Origin of the sequence: Desulfosarcina cetonica JCM 12296, from assembly GCF_001311845.1 — a bacterium.
In the GTDB taxonomy this organism is placed as follows: domain Bacteria; phylum Desulfobacterota; class Desulfobacteria; order Desulfobacterales; family Desulfosarcinaceae; genus Desulfosarcina; species Desulfosarcina cetonica.
In genome coordinates, this window is record NZ_BBCC01000060.1 from 1 (window position 1) to 15486 (window position 15486).

A 15486-nucleotide genomic window follows, 5' to 3' on the forward strand; every position below is an offset into this window, starting at 1 on the left:
GCTGGCCGCCACCGGCGCTCCCCTGGTGGCCATGTGTCCCATCTGCCTGGGCAATCTGCGCAAATCGGGAACCCCCGTCGAGGATCTCTCTTCGGTCATCGCCGGAGCAATGACCTGACACTCTTTTTTTCATCCATCACTTTATTGAAAGGAAATCAACATGTCGGAAAAAGAAGAAAAAATCCTCTATCTGAGCACCCATGGCGACGAGAACCTGGACAAGGCCTGCCTTCCCTTTGTACTGGCCAACGGCGCGCTGGCCATGGATGTCAAGGCCACCATCATTTTGCAGGCCAATGCCGTGGTTTTTGCCAAGAAGGGTTTTGCGGAGACCGTGCCGGCCAGCGGCGGTTTTCCGCCGATGCAAAAACTCCTATCGGATTTCATCGAACTGGGCGGAACCATCCAGGTGTGCGGCCCCTGCATTAAGGAACGCGGCATCACGCCGGAGGATCTGATCGACGGCGCAGCCGTAACCGCCGCCGGCCAGGTGAATATCGCCGCCCTCGAAGCCGACGCCGTTTTTGTCTATTAGCCCGAGTCGATCCATAATACTTTTATAACGCCAACCCCGGGAGGCATCACCATGACTGGCACCCAGCCGACCCATCCACCGCTACGGGTAACCGACCTGATCGAACGGCATCGGGCGGGCGCGACCGTCGTCTTCCAGACGGCGTTCGATATCCTGCCGGTCGATTTCGACCATCGTTCCCATCCGTTCAAGGCCTATATCTTTTTGTGTCAGTACAGCGGGACCATCGACAATCGCGACTTCTCTTTCCGAAAATGTTATGCACGCGGCTGCCCCCATAATCTGTGTCCGCACGTATCCCAGGCTGTATTGATCGCTAACCGCTACCTGCAACGGGACTATTATCGCCTGGAAACCGCCGGTATCGCGGTTGAAAAAAAGTTGTTTTCCCTGGAAAAGATGGTCCTTTCGTTCGATCGGCAAGAAGATACGGGTGATCCGGCCATGGCCCTACCCGATTACGTTCAACTGGCCAGGGAGGGACGCGATGTTTCCATCCGTCCCACCCTGGAGTTCGTTTCCGCGGTGGAACATTTCGACCGTTTCGAAACCAAGACAATGTTCCTGATGGCCGATTTTGCCGTCACCTGCGAAAAAAAGACGACCCACCTGGAACGTTGTTTGGCCTGTTATCCCGTCGACAAGGCCGATGAAGAACGATCCGCCAAGATCGAACTGGCCAATGCACGTCTCAAACTGCTCTACGAGGAGGTTGAATCGGCGGGTGGGACGGCGGACAAACAATTTTTTCGCGTAGTTCAAAATCGGTTCAACAGGCCATGGATGAATAGCGACGCTGGGGTCGGGGATCAATCCGGCAACAGATCATAAAAATAGGTCATGGTATCGGAACGCGTGACGATGCCGATAATCTCCCCGTTTTCCATCACGGGGAGCCGGCCGATATCGTGACGAACCATGACCTTGGCCGCCTGGATCGGGCTTTTTCCCGGTTCGATGGTGATGATCTTGGTGCTCATGAAGGCCTTTACCGGTGCCTGGAGTTGTTCCTCTTTACGGATTTTCCTGAAATCGCGCCGTGAGATCACGCCTTTCAGTTCCCCTGCGTCAATCACCAAAAGACCGGTGCAACCGCGCTGGCGCAGGACCTTTGCCACCGTTTCCATGTTGGTGTCCGAAGGGACGCTGAAAACCGGAAACGACATGATGTCACTGATCTGCACCGAGGACTGCTGGTTGCCTTCGATGAGGTCGATGATCATCCGTTGGGCCGTCTCCGGGTTGACCCCCTTCAGCATGGCGCTGCCTGCCCCGGGGTGACCGCCGCCGCCCAGGCTCTTCATCAGCGAGCCCACATCCAGGCCCTCGTTGTCGCTGCGACCGATGACCATGCATTTGGGCTTGCCGTTTTTCTCTTCGCTCACGAACAGGCCGAACGCCGCATCTACATTGACGATATCCCGAAACATGCGCACCACAAGCGCCAGGTTGCTCACATGCCCGCCGATCTGAATCTGGCTGATGCTGATCGAGTAACCGTTGATCTTCATCCGGTTGGCGTTTTTGAGCATCGCGAAAAGCACATCTTTCTGCTTTTCCCCATAGGCCGGCCGTAAAAACTTGTTCACCAGGGAAAGATCGGCCTTGCGATCCAGCAGCCATCCGGCGGCATAGGCGTCCTCGGCGGTGCTGGAGGGAAAACTCAGGTTGCCCGTATCCTCATAGAGTCCGGCGAGAAAAAGGGTGGCCTGGATGGGCGTGATCAGCTTGCGCAATTCCTTCAGACGCCGCACCAAAAGGGTGATCGTCGCGCCCACAGGCTCCTGACAACGCCAGGCGGGCTGAATGTCGCCACCGCTGTGGTGATCCCACAACAGCACTTCAAGGGTCGGCTGGTCTTTCAATTTGGCGATGGGCCCCAAGCGACGCCAGTCGCAGGTGTCCACCACGATCAGGCGCCGCATCCGTCCGGTTTCGATGTTCCAGCGATCCACGTAGTCGAAAATGTCTTTATGGATGGAAATGAAGGCCCGCACGTTGGCGTTGACGTTTTTGGGAATGGCGACCACCGCTTCGGGATAGATCAGGCTGGCAGCCGCCAGGGAGGCAAATGCATCGAAATCGGTATTTTTATGGGTGGTAATGATCTGAGTCATGAACACGCACGGGGTGTACGGGTCGGTTTATCGATTGCCGAAAGGCAATCGGCCTTCACCTTCATTGGGAATCGGCGGATGGCGGCAAAGGGTCCGGATCGTCATTGGCACGCCAGCCCAAACGCTGGGATGCGCCAGGATGCTCCGGTGGCGCTTCCAATTGCAGCGGCAGGCCGTGTTGCGCCTGGTATTCCAGTGACAGGCGGTGTTTTTCGATCTCTGCGCGGCTCTCGATACTCTTCTTGGCCAACAGGTAGCGCAGGTAGACGATCCACAGCCCCACACCGACGATTACCGTTCCAAGGGAGATGAAAACCCATTTGAAACGAATGACCGCCTCGATTCCCGTTCGACCGATATAGGTAATCATATTGGGAATGATCCAGTAAGAGATCACGCCGATGAAAATCAGAAAACCGATAATGAAGATGTTCATCCGGCTGATGCGGTAGAGGATCGATTCCAGCCGCGTCTCGTACCCCGTCTCGCCGGCCGGCCGGGATTCATCCGCCGTCATCTCGCTGCCGTGAAAAATCGCCACATAGGCCTTGACCACGAAACCGAACAGCAGCATGGCGCCCACCGGAATCCCGATGGCGGCAACGAACCAGGCACGGAAGGGAAACGGTTCCTCCCGGGTTTTCAGCCGCACCTGGTAGTTCTCAAAGGGACCGAAGGTTTTTTCGAAGTAGTATTTGTTGAATTCACTGAGATTGTTGCCGCTGGTCTCATGGATCACGTGGCCATTGGCATCGATGACCTGCAACCATGATTTGCGCCCCGACTTCATCGCCGCCAGGGCGAAAATTTCCAGTTCCAATAGGAAAAGGCCGACGATGATAATGATAAACAGGGTTTTATGTTCCTGAATCAAATTGCTCACGCGTGATGTTTTCACAACCGGTTCCCCTGTCCGCCCGTTTTGACTGCCGCATTCGGACGGTCATTCGAAGTTTTGCGGCACCCTTTGAGATTTTGCAAGTTGAGATTTTACAAGCGTTGAAAGGGTAGCATAGCGGCAGTTTGCTGCACAATCTTTTTTCCGCCGATCGGTTTGCATGGGGATCTGTTGACACCTTAGGGCAATTGCTCCATAAGGAGACCACACGAATTGTTGTCCATTCAGTGGGAGCGTTACATGCAAAAGATGATCGTTTCAGTCCTGGGCAAGGACCGGCCGGGCATTATCGCCGCCGTCACCCGAATCCTTTTCGAAACGGACTGCAATATCGAAAATGTCAGCCAGACCATTCTGCAAAACGAATTCTCGGGCATCTTTATCGTCAGCATTCCAGACCACCTGCCCGATGCCGAACTGCACCGGCGGTTGGACCAAGCGCTTTCGTCCATGGGCCTGCACGTGTACGAGAAATGGATCGTCGATACGGATGAGGGTACCCTCCGTGATCCCGGCGAACCGTTTGTCGTCACCACCAAGGGTCCTGATCGCAAGGGCCTGGTGGCCGCCATCACCGGCATCTTGGCCGCTCACCGGGTCAATGTCACCAACCTGCAGGCCGTCTTCAAGGGGGGCGACGATCCCAATGCCAACATCATGATCTACGAAGTCGATATTCCCAGTAACACCGATCAGGCGGCCTTGCGGCGAGCGCTGCGTGACAAGCCGCGGAACTCAATCTGGATATATCGATTCAGCATAAGCTGATCTTTGAAGCGATCAACCGCATCTAAAGGGCCCAAGGATGAATGCCATGTTCAGCGACAGTGAAATCATCTCCGTCGTGGAGATGCTCAAGAATGAAAACCTGGATGTCCGTACCGTCACCCTGGGCCTGAATTTGTTCGACTGCGCCAGCGATGATATCGGTCGTTTCACGGACAATCTTTACACCCGAATCACCGGCGCGGCCAGGGACCTGGTGCGGATCTGCGATGAGGTCGGGGACAAATACGGCATCCCGGTGGTCAACAAACGCATCTCGGTGAGCCCCATTGCCGTGGCCGCCGCGCCTTTCGATGCCAAGGGGATGCTCAGCGTGGCAAGTACGCTCAACGAAGCCGCCACCGCGTCCCACGTCGATTTCATCGGCGGGTTCTCGGCGCTCGTGGAAAAAGGCATGGCCCGCGGGGACCGTGCCCTCATCGAAGCCATTCCGGAAGCCCTGACCGAGACGCAGCGTGTCTGTGCCTCGGTTAATGTTGCCTCCACCCGCGCCGGAATCAACATGGATGCCGTCCTGAAGATGGGCAAGATCATCAAAGAGGCCGCCCGCCTCACCGCCGACAGTGATGGCCTGGCCTGCGCCAAATTGTGCGTTTTCGCCAACATTCCCCAGGACATCCCTTTCATGGCCGGTGCCTATCTGGGTATCGGCGAAGCCGACGCCGTGATCAACGTGGGCGTCAGCGGTCCGGGGGTGGTGAAAAAAGCCATCGACCGGGCCGTGGCCGCCAACCCGGACCTCAACCTGGGACAGATCAGCGACATCATCAAACGTACCGCCTACAAGGTGACGCGCATCGGCGAATTGATCGGCCGGGAGGTGGCCCAGCTTCTGGGGATCCAGTTCGGTGTGGTGGATCTTTCCCTGGCGCCGACTCCCAATGTGGGCGACAGCGTGGGCGAGATTTTCCAGAGCCTGGGATTGGCCAGCATCGGCGTGCCGGGCAGTACCGTGGCCCTGGCCCTGTTGAACGATGCGGTGAAAAAAGGCGGCGCCTTTGCCAGCTCGAAAGTCGGCGGACTGAGCGGCGCCTTCATTCCGGTGAGTGAAGACCTGAACATCTCCGCGGCGGCCGCCAGCGGCCAGCTTTCCATCGAGAAACTCGAGGCCATGACCTGCGTCTGCTCGGTGGGGCTCGACATGGTGGCCATTCCCGGCGACACCAGCGAGGAGACCCTGGCGGCCATCATCGCCGACGAAATGGCCATTGGCGTGATCAATAAAAAGACCACCGCCACCCGCCTGATCCCGGTTCCCGGGAAAAAAGCCGGCGAACATGCCTTTTTCGGTGGGCTGTTGGGCGAGTCGATCATCATGCCGGTCAACAATGCCGCCGGTGAAAACCGTTTTTTGCGTCGCGGGGGACTGATCCCTTCTCCCATCCACAGCCTGGTGAATTAACCCGTCTCATTTATTCCAGGAGAAAAAGGCCGCGCCGATCAACAAAAACGCCAGGGTCATGGCGCACAGGATGCCCACCTCCGGCATCACGGCCACGAGCCCCTGCCCTTCATTCATGATCTTGCGGGCCGCGGTCAAGAGATGGGTCAAGGGGAAAATCTTGGCGACCGCTTTAAGCCAGTCGGGCGCGCCTTCGATGGAAAACCACACCTCGGACAGAAACATCATCGGCCAGCAGATCAGATTGAGGACCCCGTTGGCGAACTCCTCGCTGGTTCCCCGGCAGGCGATCACCAGTCCCAGGGCGGTCATGCAGGTGCATCCGGCCAGATAAACGATGAACAAATTCAAAAGGCTGCCGTATACCCTGAAATCGAGAATCAAATCGCTGCCCACCCAGACGACGATCAGGGTAAACATCAAGAGAAAAATCCGCGAGAAGAGCTGGGCGGTGAGGTATTCAAAGGCGGTCAGGGGGGTTGCCTTGAGCCTTTTGAGCACGCCGTTCTTGCGATAGCGCACCACCACCCACCCGACACCGTAAAGGGCGCTGAACATCATGTTCATTCCCAATACGCCGGGAAAGAGCCAATCCACATAACGAATCTGCAGCCCTTTGATGTCGGCCTTGGTGAAACGTTGCGCGCCGGCGTCGTGTGGCAACAGGGTCTCCTTGAGCAACCGTTCGACAATGGCCCCGGAAGGCGTGGCATCGGTGACCCAATAGCGCACGGGATCGGTGTGCGCCTGGATCAAAAGATCGATCTTATGGTGTTTGAGCTTATCCAGCCCCAGCGCTTTGGATTCGAAGCCTACAAAAGAGATCGCTTGAAAGGACGTGAAGGATTCGGGCAACCCTTCGAAGGACGATTCGATGGCAGCCTTCGGTGGGACCGGGAAAATGCCCACCTTGAACTGCGCCCGGTAGTCACCCTTGAAGATGATGCCGAAACCGATGATGATCAGGAAAGGGAACAGAAAGTTCCAGCCGAAGGCTTCGCGATCCCTGAAATATTCAAGGTTCCTGGTTTGAAAAATGGCCCAAAGACGTTTGAATCGCATGCGGCTCCCGATTATTCGCGCAGACTTCTGCCGGTTAGTTTGAGAAAAACATCTTCCAGGGTGGGGGTCCGCACATCCACCACGCGCATATCCACACCCATGGAGAGCAGTTGACCGACCACGGCATTGACATTTTCCGTTCGGATTTCAACACGATCGCCCCGCTGGCGGATGAAACCGGCAATATCCGCCATGCCCGGCGGCACGTCGGCTTGGGGAATCGAAACGGTGGCCCGCCGGCAGTGCGTCTGAATCAATGCCTGGGGCGCACCACGGGCGATGATCCGGCCCTGGTCCATGATGGCGATATCGTCGCAGAGTTTCTCGGCTTCCTCCATGTAGTGGGTCGTCAGTACGATGGTGCGTCCCTTGGCCTTGACCGCCCGAATGATGTCCCACATGTTGCGCCGGGCCTGTGGATCCAGGCCGGTCGACGGCTCGTCCAGAAAAATCAGGTCGGGCCGGTTCAACAGCGCCAGGGCCAGCAGCAGACGCTGCTTTTGCCCCCCGGAAATCTTGTCATTCAACTGCGTGCCCACTTCACCGAGATGGCAAAGGCTGCTCAACGCGTCCAGATCCTCGGGATGATCGAACAGCCGGCCGAAGGTTTTTAGCGTTTCAAAGACGGTCATGTACGAGAACAGTGCCGTCTGCTGAAACATGATCCCCACCTCCTGGCGGAATCGCGGTCCCCGGGATCCGCCTTTATAGAGGATTTTCCCCGACGTAGGCGGAATGATATCCTCGACGATTTCGATCAAGGTGGTCTTGCCGGCGCCATTGGGCCCCAGAAGGCCGAAACAGGTCCCCGGCGCAATGGCCAGACTGACACCGTCGACGGCACACAGTTTTTTGTATTGTTTGCGGATATCAATAACTTCAATGAGTGCTTGCGGCATATCATGCATTGACTGAGAAACCCCTTGTCTCACCAAAATCTTTTTTAATAAAGAGGAGTTGCACTTGCTTGCCGGTTGACACCGACGAAACCTTTTTTTATAGTCGCTACCCAGCGGCAAATCAAGCGGGAAGATTCGGCCGGCGCTTCGCCGCTGTCCCGCGCGATGGTTTTATCCACCCCGACCGGTAGGATCTGCCATTGGAACGAAACACCCATCTGACGATCTCCATCCTTTTATCCCTCCTCCTTTTCGGGGTCGGAACGGCCGGCTATATGCTGATCGAAGGCTGGAACCTCGGTGACGCCATGTATATGACCTTGATCACCCTGGCCACGGTCGGGTATGGCGAGGTTCACCAAGTCAGCTCCGCGGGTCGGATCTTCACCGGTGTGCTCATTTTGATGGGCGTGGGCTATTTCATGTATGTGGGCGGCAGTATTGTCCAATTCCTGGTCGAAGACCGGATCCGAATCATCTTCGGGAGGCGTAAATTGAACAAACAGATCGCCATGCTGAAGGGACATTATATCATCTGTGGCTACGGGCGTATCGGGCGGGCGCTGTCCCGCTACCTGACCGAGCGATACCTTAACGTGGTCTTTATCGAAAAAAGGATCGAGCGGCAACCGGCCATGGATGAAGACGGCGTGCTGTATTTGGTTGGCGAGGCCACCGATGAGAATCTTCTCCTCAAGGCCGGCATCAAACAGGCCAAGGGACTGATCGCGGCCGTGGCCACCGATGCGGACAACGTTTCCTGACGCTGATCGCCAAACAGCTCAATCCCAATCTTTTTATCGTGGCTCGCGCCATCCAGAATACGGCCAAACGGACCATCGAGGCGGCCGGCGCCGACAAGGTCATCTCGCCCTACGACCTCGGCGCCAGGCGCATGGCCCATGCGATCCTGCGCCCCACAGTCATCCGGTTCCTGGAACTGGCATTCACCGATGATGCCACGGACATTCAGGTGGAGGAAATTCAGGTCAAATCCACATCGCGCCTGTTAAACGTCGAGTTGAAGAATTCCGGTATCCGCCAGAAGTTAGACCTGATCATTCTGACCATCAAAAAAGCCGACGACACCCTGATCTTCAACCCCACGGCGGACACCCGCATCGAGGTCGACGACACCCTGGTGGTGGTGGGCCGTGCAAAGAGCCTCACCGCGCTGGAACGGATGCTGCGCAGTTAACGACAGCAAAAAAGGATGGATTCCATGGGAATACCTCCCCCTGCCTACCTGGCGGCGCACAAACGCGGCACACTGGCCAAGCGGGCCAACCAAGCCCTGGCGGCCCTACGGCAGTGCAGCCTGTGTCCACGCCGCTGCAAGGTAGACCGGTCCCGGGACGCATCCGGGATCTGTCGCACCGGGCGCCTGGCCCGCGTCGCGTCGTTCAACGCCCACTTCGGCGAAGAGGCCCCCCTGGTGGGAGAAAACGGGTCGGGCACCATCTTTTTCAGCCACTGCAACCTGTTGTGCAATTTTTGCCAGAACTACGACATCAGCCATCTGGGGGAAGGCACCGACGTGTCCGATGATCAACTGGCCGATATCATGCTACAACTTCAGGGGGCTGGTTGCCATAACATCAATCTGGTCACCCCTTCCCATGTGGTGCCTCAGATATTGGGTGCACTTGAGATTGCCGCCGGGCGGGGGCTGGCCCTGCCGTTGGTTTTCAATACCAGCGGTTATGACAGCATATCCACATTAAAATGGCTCGACGGCATCGTCGATATCTACATGCCCGATTTCAAGTTCTGGGATGAAAACGTCGCCCATAACACCTGTCACGCGCCGGATTACCCGGCGGCGGCCAAAGCCGCCATTCTGGAGATGCACCGACAAGTCGGTGACCTTCGCATCGACGATGCCAGCGGGTTGGCCTACCAGGGGCTTTTGGTGCGTCACCTGGTACTTCCCGGCGGTCTGGCGGGAACCGCCAAGGTCATGGCCTTTCTGGCGCAGCAGGTCTCCCGCAACACCTATGTCAACGTCATGGCCCAATACCGTCCTTGCGGAACGGCCCGGCAGATGAAGCCGCTGGATGCGGCGCTCAGCACCGCAGAATACAAGCAAGCGCTCAAACAGACCCGAGCGGCCGGCCTCACTCGGCTGGATGTGGCGCGCCGGGTCTTTCAATTGTGGTAAACGGCGGTTTGAAAATCCCGTTGAAGTCCTGCTATCGGTGTGGGGAAACGGCCCGACGGAATACATTCTCCTTTTTTTTAAACGGACAATCTTGTGCTGGAGGTTAACATGAAGAAATGGGTGCTCATCCTGGCTGCTGCAATTCTCTTCTCGGCAAGCCTATCGCAGGCGGCCGATCCACTCCCCCGGGTTCAGCTGTCCACCAGCATGGGGGATATCGTGGTCGAGCTGAACGGCGGCGGCCCCCAAAACCGTAGACAATTTTCTGGCCTATGTGAATGCGGGGTTTTATAATGGCACGATTTTTCATCGCGTGATTGCCGGATTCATGGTCCAGGGCGGTGGATACGATGAGAAGATGCAGCGCCGCAAGCCCACCCGGCCACCCATCGTCAACGAGGCGGACAACGGCCTTTCCAACCGGATCGGCAGCATCGCCATGGCGAGAACGGCCGACCCTCATTCGGCCAATGCCCAGTTTTTCATCAATGTCAAGGACAACGACTTTCTCGACCATCGGGGAAAGACGCAGCAGGGATGGGGCTATTGCGTTTTCGGCAAGGTCGTCAGCGGCATGAACGTAGTCAAGGCCATTGAAAATGTCCCCACCACGGCGCGTGCGGGAATGCGCGATGTGCCCGTCACCCCGGTGGTCATAAAAGCGGTGACGCTGCTCACCACGCCGGCGAATTCGCCCTGATCAAGACACCAACGAGCTCGGCAAGGAATCGCGCCTTGTCGCCGCCAGCCCGTTGGACGAAACCGCTCTAAAAATCGTCTTGACAACCGTCAAGGCCCGGGTTTAGCTTAAAATAGAATGAGATGATGACGAATGACCGATCCGATAAAGGCCAAGCGTGATCGGTGATGTTCTCTGGCAAACAAGCGTGGGATTGCGGAATGTTTTACGATCACCTCCCCATTCCGCTGTCGGATCAAGCGCCCATCAACGGGCAGGAACGGGTGAACGTCAGCGGAACCTTTCCTCCTTATGCATCGGGGTCGGTGGAGGAAACATTAAAGCATTCAATGCTGTGGAATCCGACGGGTTCCGCATCTCACGCTTGTTTTACTTCCCTCCCCATCATGCTGCCATAAAAAATACCCTATAATAGAGTGAAAAGATCTTCGGGCGCATGGCCATAGACCCGTTGTCTGGCTCTGGCGGCAGCCACCAGCGGCGCAACGCGTTCGTCCACATAATCGTAAACCTTGGCCCGCGCTTTTCCCCGGGCCGGGCGCAGGATACGCCCCAGGTATTGCATCACCCGGCCACTGAACCGAATGGGGGTGGCCATGAAAAGGGTTGAAAGATCCGGGCAATCGAACCCTTCCCCAATCAGTTGGCCGGTGGCAATCAATACCTTGACCTGGCCATTCTCAAGTCGCTCCAAAACCAAACGACGGGCTTCATTGTTCATATCGCCGATGAGAAGATCCGCCTTCACATCAAATTTGAAACGCAATAGTCCCTGCAGCGTCTCGCAATGTTTCTTTCGGTCGGAAAGCACCAGGCAGACCCCTTTCCCATGTTCGGCCTCCTGGGCCACATCGGCGGCAATCAGGCGGTTACGCGTGTCATCGGCCGTCAGTTCGGACAGCATGCGGGCGTATTCGTTCACCGGGTCGAAATAGGGTTCGAAGGTGGTGGGACGGATCACCACATCGGCCTTGAGAATATGACCGGCTTCCTCCAGGCGGACCTTGTCGACTTCATGGCGCAGGTCGCCCAGGTGCCAGAAAATCAATCTGGACAGCTTGTCACGCCGCCAGGGGGTAGCGGACAAGCCCAGCATATAACGGCAGTCAAAAACGGTCACCGCCTCGGTAAAGGTGCGGCTGGGGGTGCGGTGGCATTCATCCACAACCAGATGGCCGATGCGCGGTGCGATTTCGTCGGCGCATCGATACAGGGTTTGCACCAGGCAACGCTGATCCGGTCGCCGACGCGTTTTTACCCGCCCCGATCAAGCCCACCTCATCGGCAGGAATGCCGAGGAACTGTTCGATCCGCGCGATCCATTGGAAGGCCAGATCCTTGGTGTGGACGACCACCACGGTCGGCTGCCGGCGCTCGGCGATCAGCCAGAGCCCCATGACGGTTTTGCCGCTGCCGGTCGGTGCGCTGAGGGTGCCGAAATCTTTTTGCGCATGACATCGACCGCCTCACGCTGAAAGGCTTTCAACGTGGCGGAGAAAGTGAAATCGACCGCGGGTTGCGTGCGACGGCGATCCTCCAACTCATAGGCCAGCCGGTCGCGTTTCAATTGCAGCATCAGCTGACGGGCATATCCACGGGGGATGACAATCCCGTTTTTTCCGAACCGACGATAAAACTTCAGGTTTTTCGAAGTATCCCGATTCCACCGCCCCATGCGCTCATTTTCAAGCCATTTGGGGTTGATCATCTGGAAGCGTTTCGTGAGTGCTTCCAACAGATCGGTTCCGGCGCAGTGGATTCGGATGGTTCGATCGATGGTGATCCGGAGCGGCCTGGTTACGTTGGCGTCGGCAGACAAAACGGACACAATGGGTTAGTGGAAATAGTGAAGAAAGAGGGGAATCAGAATCACGATGACAATCAGAATCCCCGGAACCGTGAGATAGGGGGCATACCAGGGCTTTCCACCGGTTTTGGCTTTACGCACTTCGGCAAGAAACCAGTTTCCGAGTAAAGCAGCGGCAATGAGAACCGGAATGGCTTTGAGAATCGACATCATACGTTAACCAGGCGCTCCTTTGACGTTGGAATTGAACCCGACGCTTTCAGCAGGTAAAAACGTTGCAGGGCGGTCAGATTGGCGACGTATTATAGGAAAGCGGCGCGAACCTGTCAAAACCATAAATTGACGGATTCGTAAAACGCCCGATATCGGCATCACGCCTGAGGCAAGATAATCCGGCTGGTGATCAGGCCATGGAAAAAATGGCCGTCACTGGCGCCGAAACGCCACCCCAAATGGATCAGGCAGTTGCGGCAGACCGCGATCCGCCATACATGACCGGGGAACCAGGTGAATTCGGCCGAGGCCGGCCCGAGGTAGCCGCATCCCTCGGCCTTGCGGTAGCACGCGATCTCAAAAAGGATACCGGTAGGATTGGCAAATGTGTGAATGTGCGCCCCGCTGACAACCCGTTTTTCGGATGGCAGCGTAACCACCTGCCGACACTGTCGGCATAGCACTGTTTTTTCGGGATCCACGCCAGGCGCATCGTCTTCATTCGCCAGGGGGGCTTTGCCGGAACGGTGTTTTGGCGTGGGGTCGGGACGCAGCAGAAAGCGGCTCTGGCCGGGAATAAAGCTGGATGCCGGATCATTCCTCAAAACGGTCGACCCGTTCCTTCAACGCCTTGCCACACCTGAAAAACGGCAGCCGTTTGGATTTGACCAGCACCGACTCGCCCGTCTTGGGATTACGCCCCTTATAGGAACCATAATTCTTGACGAAAATACTTCCAAAGCCCCGGATTTCCACCCGGTCTCCCTTGACCAGGGCATTGGTCATTTCTCCAAAAAAAAGATCGATGATCTGCTCCGCCTTTTCGCGGGTAAACCCGTTTTTTCTTTTCAGCGCCTCGATCAGATCCCCTTTGTTCATGGCATCCCCCCTGATGTTGTTTGTGATGCAAGAATCGTAAAAGCAAATCAGCGACTTGTCAACGGGCGCCATGCATCCTGAATTGTTTTTACGGCGCATCAGGCCGTCAGGCCGGACACACGCTCGATTTTGCGCTGCAAGGCCGCCTTAAGGACCTCAACCGATCCGTAAAGGATCAAGCGCTTCGCCGCACGCGTGGTTGCCGTGTAAACCAGCTCGCGCGTCAGCAACCGATGGGCGGGATCCTCGGGCAGAATCAGCCAGGTATCGTCAAACTCGGATCCCTGGCTCTTGTGGACCGTCATGGCAAACGCCAGTTCCCACTCGGGTAACGACGCGGCGGGGAACGCCACCACGCCCGGTGGCCGCTTAAAATAGACCGTGTATCCGCCTTCGGCGCGCATCAGCACCACGCCCACGTCGCCGTTGAACAACTGCCGCTGGTAATCGTTGCGGGTGATCATGATCAGGGCGCCATTGAACAGGCGACCGTCGCCGGATGCAGCCGGATCGAGCCTGCTGCGCAGCGTCTGGGCGATCAGGGTATTGATCCGCCCGACGCCGAAACGTCCCTGTCGCACCACGGTAAGGATTCGACTCCGAGAAGCCAATCGAAACAGTTGATCAAGCCATGCATGCGGCTGCGCCACCGGCGTGGAAGCCGGCCTTGGCAGTGTCAACCGGTTGACAAGGTCGATATAGCTCTGCCCGTCTTCCGTGATGGGCGAATCGTATTGGTGGACGGTCCATTGGTTCAGGTCGGCATCAAGGGTTGAACCGTCCGTTGCGGCAACAAAGGCCCACTGCCCCGCAGGCAGTCCCAATGCATCGCCAAAGGGAAGCGGTTGGACCGCCTTCCACCGGCCGGCATTGATCGTCCGGGAGAGTTCGAGCAGGCGTCCCTCGGAGCGGTAGACATTTTGCAATTCCACGTAATGGTTGGTGTGGTCGCCGGCCGCCGCCGGTCGCATGTCGGCCAGCACGGCGCCCGCTTCCACAGATGGTAGCTGATCCTTGTCGCCGAGCAGAATCACCCGGGTTCGCCGGGGATCGACCGCCTGGAAGAATCGATCCATCATGACCACATCCACCATGGAAACCTCATCAACGGCGATCACATCGGCCTGAATCGGTGTGCGCGCGTCATGCAAAAAACCACCGCTGCGATGGCTGTATGCCAGGAGTTTGTGAAGCGTCGCGCCGCGCAGTTGGCTCAGGGCCAGGTCATCGGGTTGGGGATCGGCAATGGTCGCCAGGCTGTTTGTCAAGGCTTCGGTCATTCGCTGGGCGGCCCTGCCGGTGGGCGCCGCCAACAAGATACGGTTGGGATCGACGCCACAGCGCACCAACGCGCGCAGGATGTTGACCAGAAGCGAGGTCTTGCCGGTACCCGGGCCGCCGGAGACCACCAGCAGGGGGGCCTCCAGGGCGGCGCGAATGGCTTCCTCCTGAAACGGATCCCGGGCGATGGGGGCGCCGCCAATGCCTTTGCGGATCACCGCCGCATGGCTGTAAAGCCGGTCAATGATCGCCGTCATCGCTACGGGAGATGTTTTGTTCTGCGCCTTGAGGGATGCAAACCGCTCCAGGCAACGTTTGAGCCGGCGCTCGTGGAAATAAAACTTTTGAAAATAGAGCAACTGGCGGCCATTGAGCGTGTCCGCGATCAACGGCAAAAACGCGTCCCCACCGCTGCGGTCGATCAGATCGTGATAATCGTCGTTGGCCAGTCCGGCGATGAATTCGCCCAACAGGCCATCCAGGGCGGGCAGGCCGGATCGGTGAAGACGGGCTTCCAATGCCGTTGGCAGAAGTTCCAGGCAGAGGCTGCCGTCGGCCAGGGCCGCGAACATCAGGGCCAGGATCACGGTCAGACCGGCGTCCTCCCGCCGGGGCGCATAATTTAAAAGATCAACGATGGTCATGCGATCCAGGGCCAACAGGTCCAACCGCTCGACCAGCGCATCCAGCAATTGCGGTTCCCTGGCCACTGGCAGGGCGACTCGATTGTTATTTTGCATGGAATC

Annotated in this window: 19 protein-coding genes and 2 pseudogenes; 9 read left to right on the plus strand and 12 right to left on the minus strand. The window is 57.4% G+C overall.

Features of this window, described 5'->3' with window-relative positions; genetic code table 11:
• The first annotated feature begins 160 nt into the window (after window positions 1–160).
• Window positions 161–535, plus strand: coding sequence for a DsrE family protein (locus tag JCM12296_RS14780; RefSeq protein ID WP_054694483.1), 375 nt, complete (start codon window positions 161–163; stop codon window positions 533–535).
• A 51-nt stretch (window positions 536–586) separates the two neighbouring features.
• Window positions 587–1366, plus strand: coding sequence for a hypothetical protein (locus JCM12296_RS14785; protein ID WP_054694485.1), 780 nt, complete (start codon window positions 587–589; stop codon window positions 1364–1366).
• Here the strand turns inward: JCM12296_RS14785 and JCM12296_RS14790 are convergent.
• Together JCM12296_RS14790 and JCM12296_RS14795 are read right to left on the minus strand one after the other, a co-directional pair.
• Window positions 1345–2652 (minus strand): CBS domain-containing protein, encoded by a 1308-nt coding sequence (locus JCM12296_RS14790; RefSeq protein WP_054694488.1) that lies wholly within the window; start codon window positions 2650–2652, stop codon window positions 1345–1347. The genes JCM12296_RS14785 and JCM12296_RS14790 overlap by 22 nt on opposite strands.
• 61 nt (window positions 2653–2713) lie before the next feature.
• Complete coding sequence (locus JCM12296_RS14795; RefSeq protein ID WP_054694491.1) at window positions 2714–3550, minus strand: hypothetical protein; 837 nt, start codon at window positions 3548–3550, stop codon at window positions 2714–2716.
• Window positions 3551–3790: 240 nt separating this feature from the next.
• On the opposite strand from JCM12296_RS14795, the gene JCM12296_RS14800 reads away from it, so the two are divergent.
• Both JCM12296_RS14800 and JCM12296_RS14805 read left to right on the plus strand, forming a co-directional pair.
• A complete protein-coding gene (locus JCM12296_RS14800; protein ID WP_246804333.1) occupies window positions 3791–4318 on the plus strand; it encodes a glycine cleavage system transcriptional repressor in 528 nt (175 codons plus the stop codon).
• Between the two features lie 46 nt (window positions 4319–4364).
• Window positions 4365–5738 (plus strand): PFL family protein, encoded by a 1374-nt coding sequence (locus JCM12296_RS14805; RefSeq protein WP_054694493.1) that lies wholly within the window; start codon window positions 4365–4367, stop codon window positions 5736–5738.
• Between the two features lie 6 nt (window positions 5739–5744).
• Here the strand turns inward: JCM12296_RS14805 and JCM12296_RS14810 are convergent, their stop codons facing one another.
• From JCM12296_RS14810 to JCM12296_RS38360, 3 genes are read right to left on the minus strand one after another with little or no spacing between them, the layout of a single operon-like run.
• On the minus strand, window positions 5745–6800 hold the full coding sequence (locus JCM12296_RS14810) for an ABC transporter permease (RefSeq protein WP_054694496.1): 1056 nt from the start codon (window positions 6798–6800) through the stop codon (window positions 5745–5747).
• An 11-nt stretch (window positions 6801–6811) separates the two neighbouring features.
• Complete coding sequence (locus JCM12296_RS14815; protein WP_246804335.1) at window positions 6812–7708, minus strand: ABC transporter ATP-binding protein; 897 nt, start codon at window positions 7706–7708, stop codon at window positions 6812–6814.
• Between the two features lie 35 nt (window positions 7709–7743).
• Window positions 7744–7917, minus strand: a complete 174-nt coding sequence (locus tag JCM12296_RS38360; RefSeq protein ID WP_157067630.1) for a hypothetical protein — start codon at window positions 7915–7917, stop codon at window positions 7744–7746.
• A 57-nt stretch (window positions 7918–7974) separates the two neighbouring features.
• Between JCM12296_RS38360 and JCM12296_RS51390 the strand changes: the two are divergent.
• The 5 genes and pseudogenes from JCM12296_RS51390 to JCM12296_RS14830 all read left to right on the plus strand — a co-directional run.
• A pseudogene (locus JCM12296_RS51390) lies at window positions 7975–8097 on the plus strand (ion channel); the annotation flags it as partial.
• Window positions 8098–8121: 24 nt separating this feature from the next.
• Window positions 8122–8897 (plus strand): annotated as a pseudogene (locus JCM12296_RS51395) (potassium channel family protein).
• A gap of 24 nt (window positions 8898–8921) precedes the next feature.
• A complete protein-coding gene (locus JCM12296_RS14825; protein WP_054694499.1) occupies window positions 8922–9860 on the plus strand; it encodes a radical SAM protein in 939 nt (312 codons plus the stop codon).
• Window positions 9861–9968: 108 nt separating this feature from the next.
• On the plus strand, window positions 9969–10154 hold the full coding sequence (locus tag JCM12296_RS51400) for a hypothetical protein (RefSeq protein WP_281492022.1): 186 nt from the start codon (window positions 9969–9971) through the stop codon (window positions 10152–10154).
• The gene (locus tag JCM12296_RS14830; protein ID WP_281492023.1) at window positions 10135–10560 is read left to right on the plus strand and encodes a peptidylprolyl isomerase; all 426 of its coding nucleotides are present in this window, start codon (window positions 10135–10137) and stop codon (window positions 10558–10560) included. Before JCM12296_RS51400 ends, JCM12296_RS14830 begins: the two co-directional genes overlap by 20 nt.
• A 406-nt stretch (window positions 10561–10966) precedes the next feature.
• Here the strand turns inward: JCM12296_RS14830 and JCM12296_RS41935 are convergent, their stop codons facing one another.
• The 7 genes from JCM12296_RS41935 to recD form a co-directional block, all read right to left on the minus strand.
• Complete coding sequence (locus tag JCM12296_RS41935) at window positions 10967–11782, minus strand: DEAD/DEAH box helicase (RefSeq protein ID WP_054694502.1); 816 nt, start codon at window positions 11780–11782, stop codon at window positions 10967–10969.
• On the minus strand, window positions 11718–11957 hold the full coding sequence (locus JCM12296_RS41940; protein WP_083456164.1) for a DEAD/DEAH box helicase family protein: 240 nt from the start codon (window positions 11955–11957) through the stop codon (window positions 11718–11720). Before JCM12296_RS41940 ends, JCM12296_RS41935 begins: the two co-directional genes overlap by 65 nt.
• The gene (locus JCM12296_RS41945; RefSeq protein WP_218188108.1) at window positions 11942–12295 is read right to left on the minus strand and encodes a hypothetical protein; all 354 of its coding nucleotides are present in this window, start codon (window positions 12293–12295) and stop codon (window positions 11942–11944) included. The genes JCM12296_RS41940 and JCM12296_RS41945 overlap by 16 nt, the downstream gene beginning before the upstream one ends.
• Window positions 12296–12394: 99 nt before the next feature.
• The gene (locus JCM12296_RS14845; protein ID WP_054694508.1) at window positions 12395–12580 is read right to left on the minus strand and encodes a hypothetical protein; all 186 of its coding nucleotides are present in this window, start codon (window positions 12578–12580) and stop codon (window positions 12395–12397) included.
• Between the two features lie 158 nt (window positions 12581–12738).
• Complete coding sequence (locus JCM12296_RS14850; protein ID WP_054694511.1) at window positions 12739–13185, minus strand: cereblon family protein; 447 nt, start codon at window positions 13183–13185, stop codon at window positions 12739–12741.
• Entirely contained in the window at window positions 13175–13459 is a 285-nt protein-coding gene (locus tag JCM12296_RS14855) for an HU family DNA-binding protein (protein ID WP_054694559.1), read from the minus strand. Before JCM12296_RS14855 ends, JCM12296_RS14850 begins: the two co-directional genes overlap by 11 nt.
• Before the next feature lie 98 nt (window positions 13460–13557).
• Entirely contained in the window at window positions 13558–15480 is a 1923-nt protein-coding gene (gene recD, locus JCM12296_RS14860) for an exodeoxyribonuclease V subunit alpha (protein WP_172683910.1), read from the minus strand.
• Between the last annotated feature and the right edge of the window lie 6 nt (window positions 15481–15486).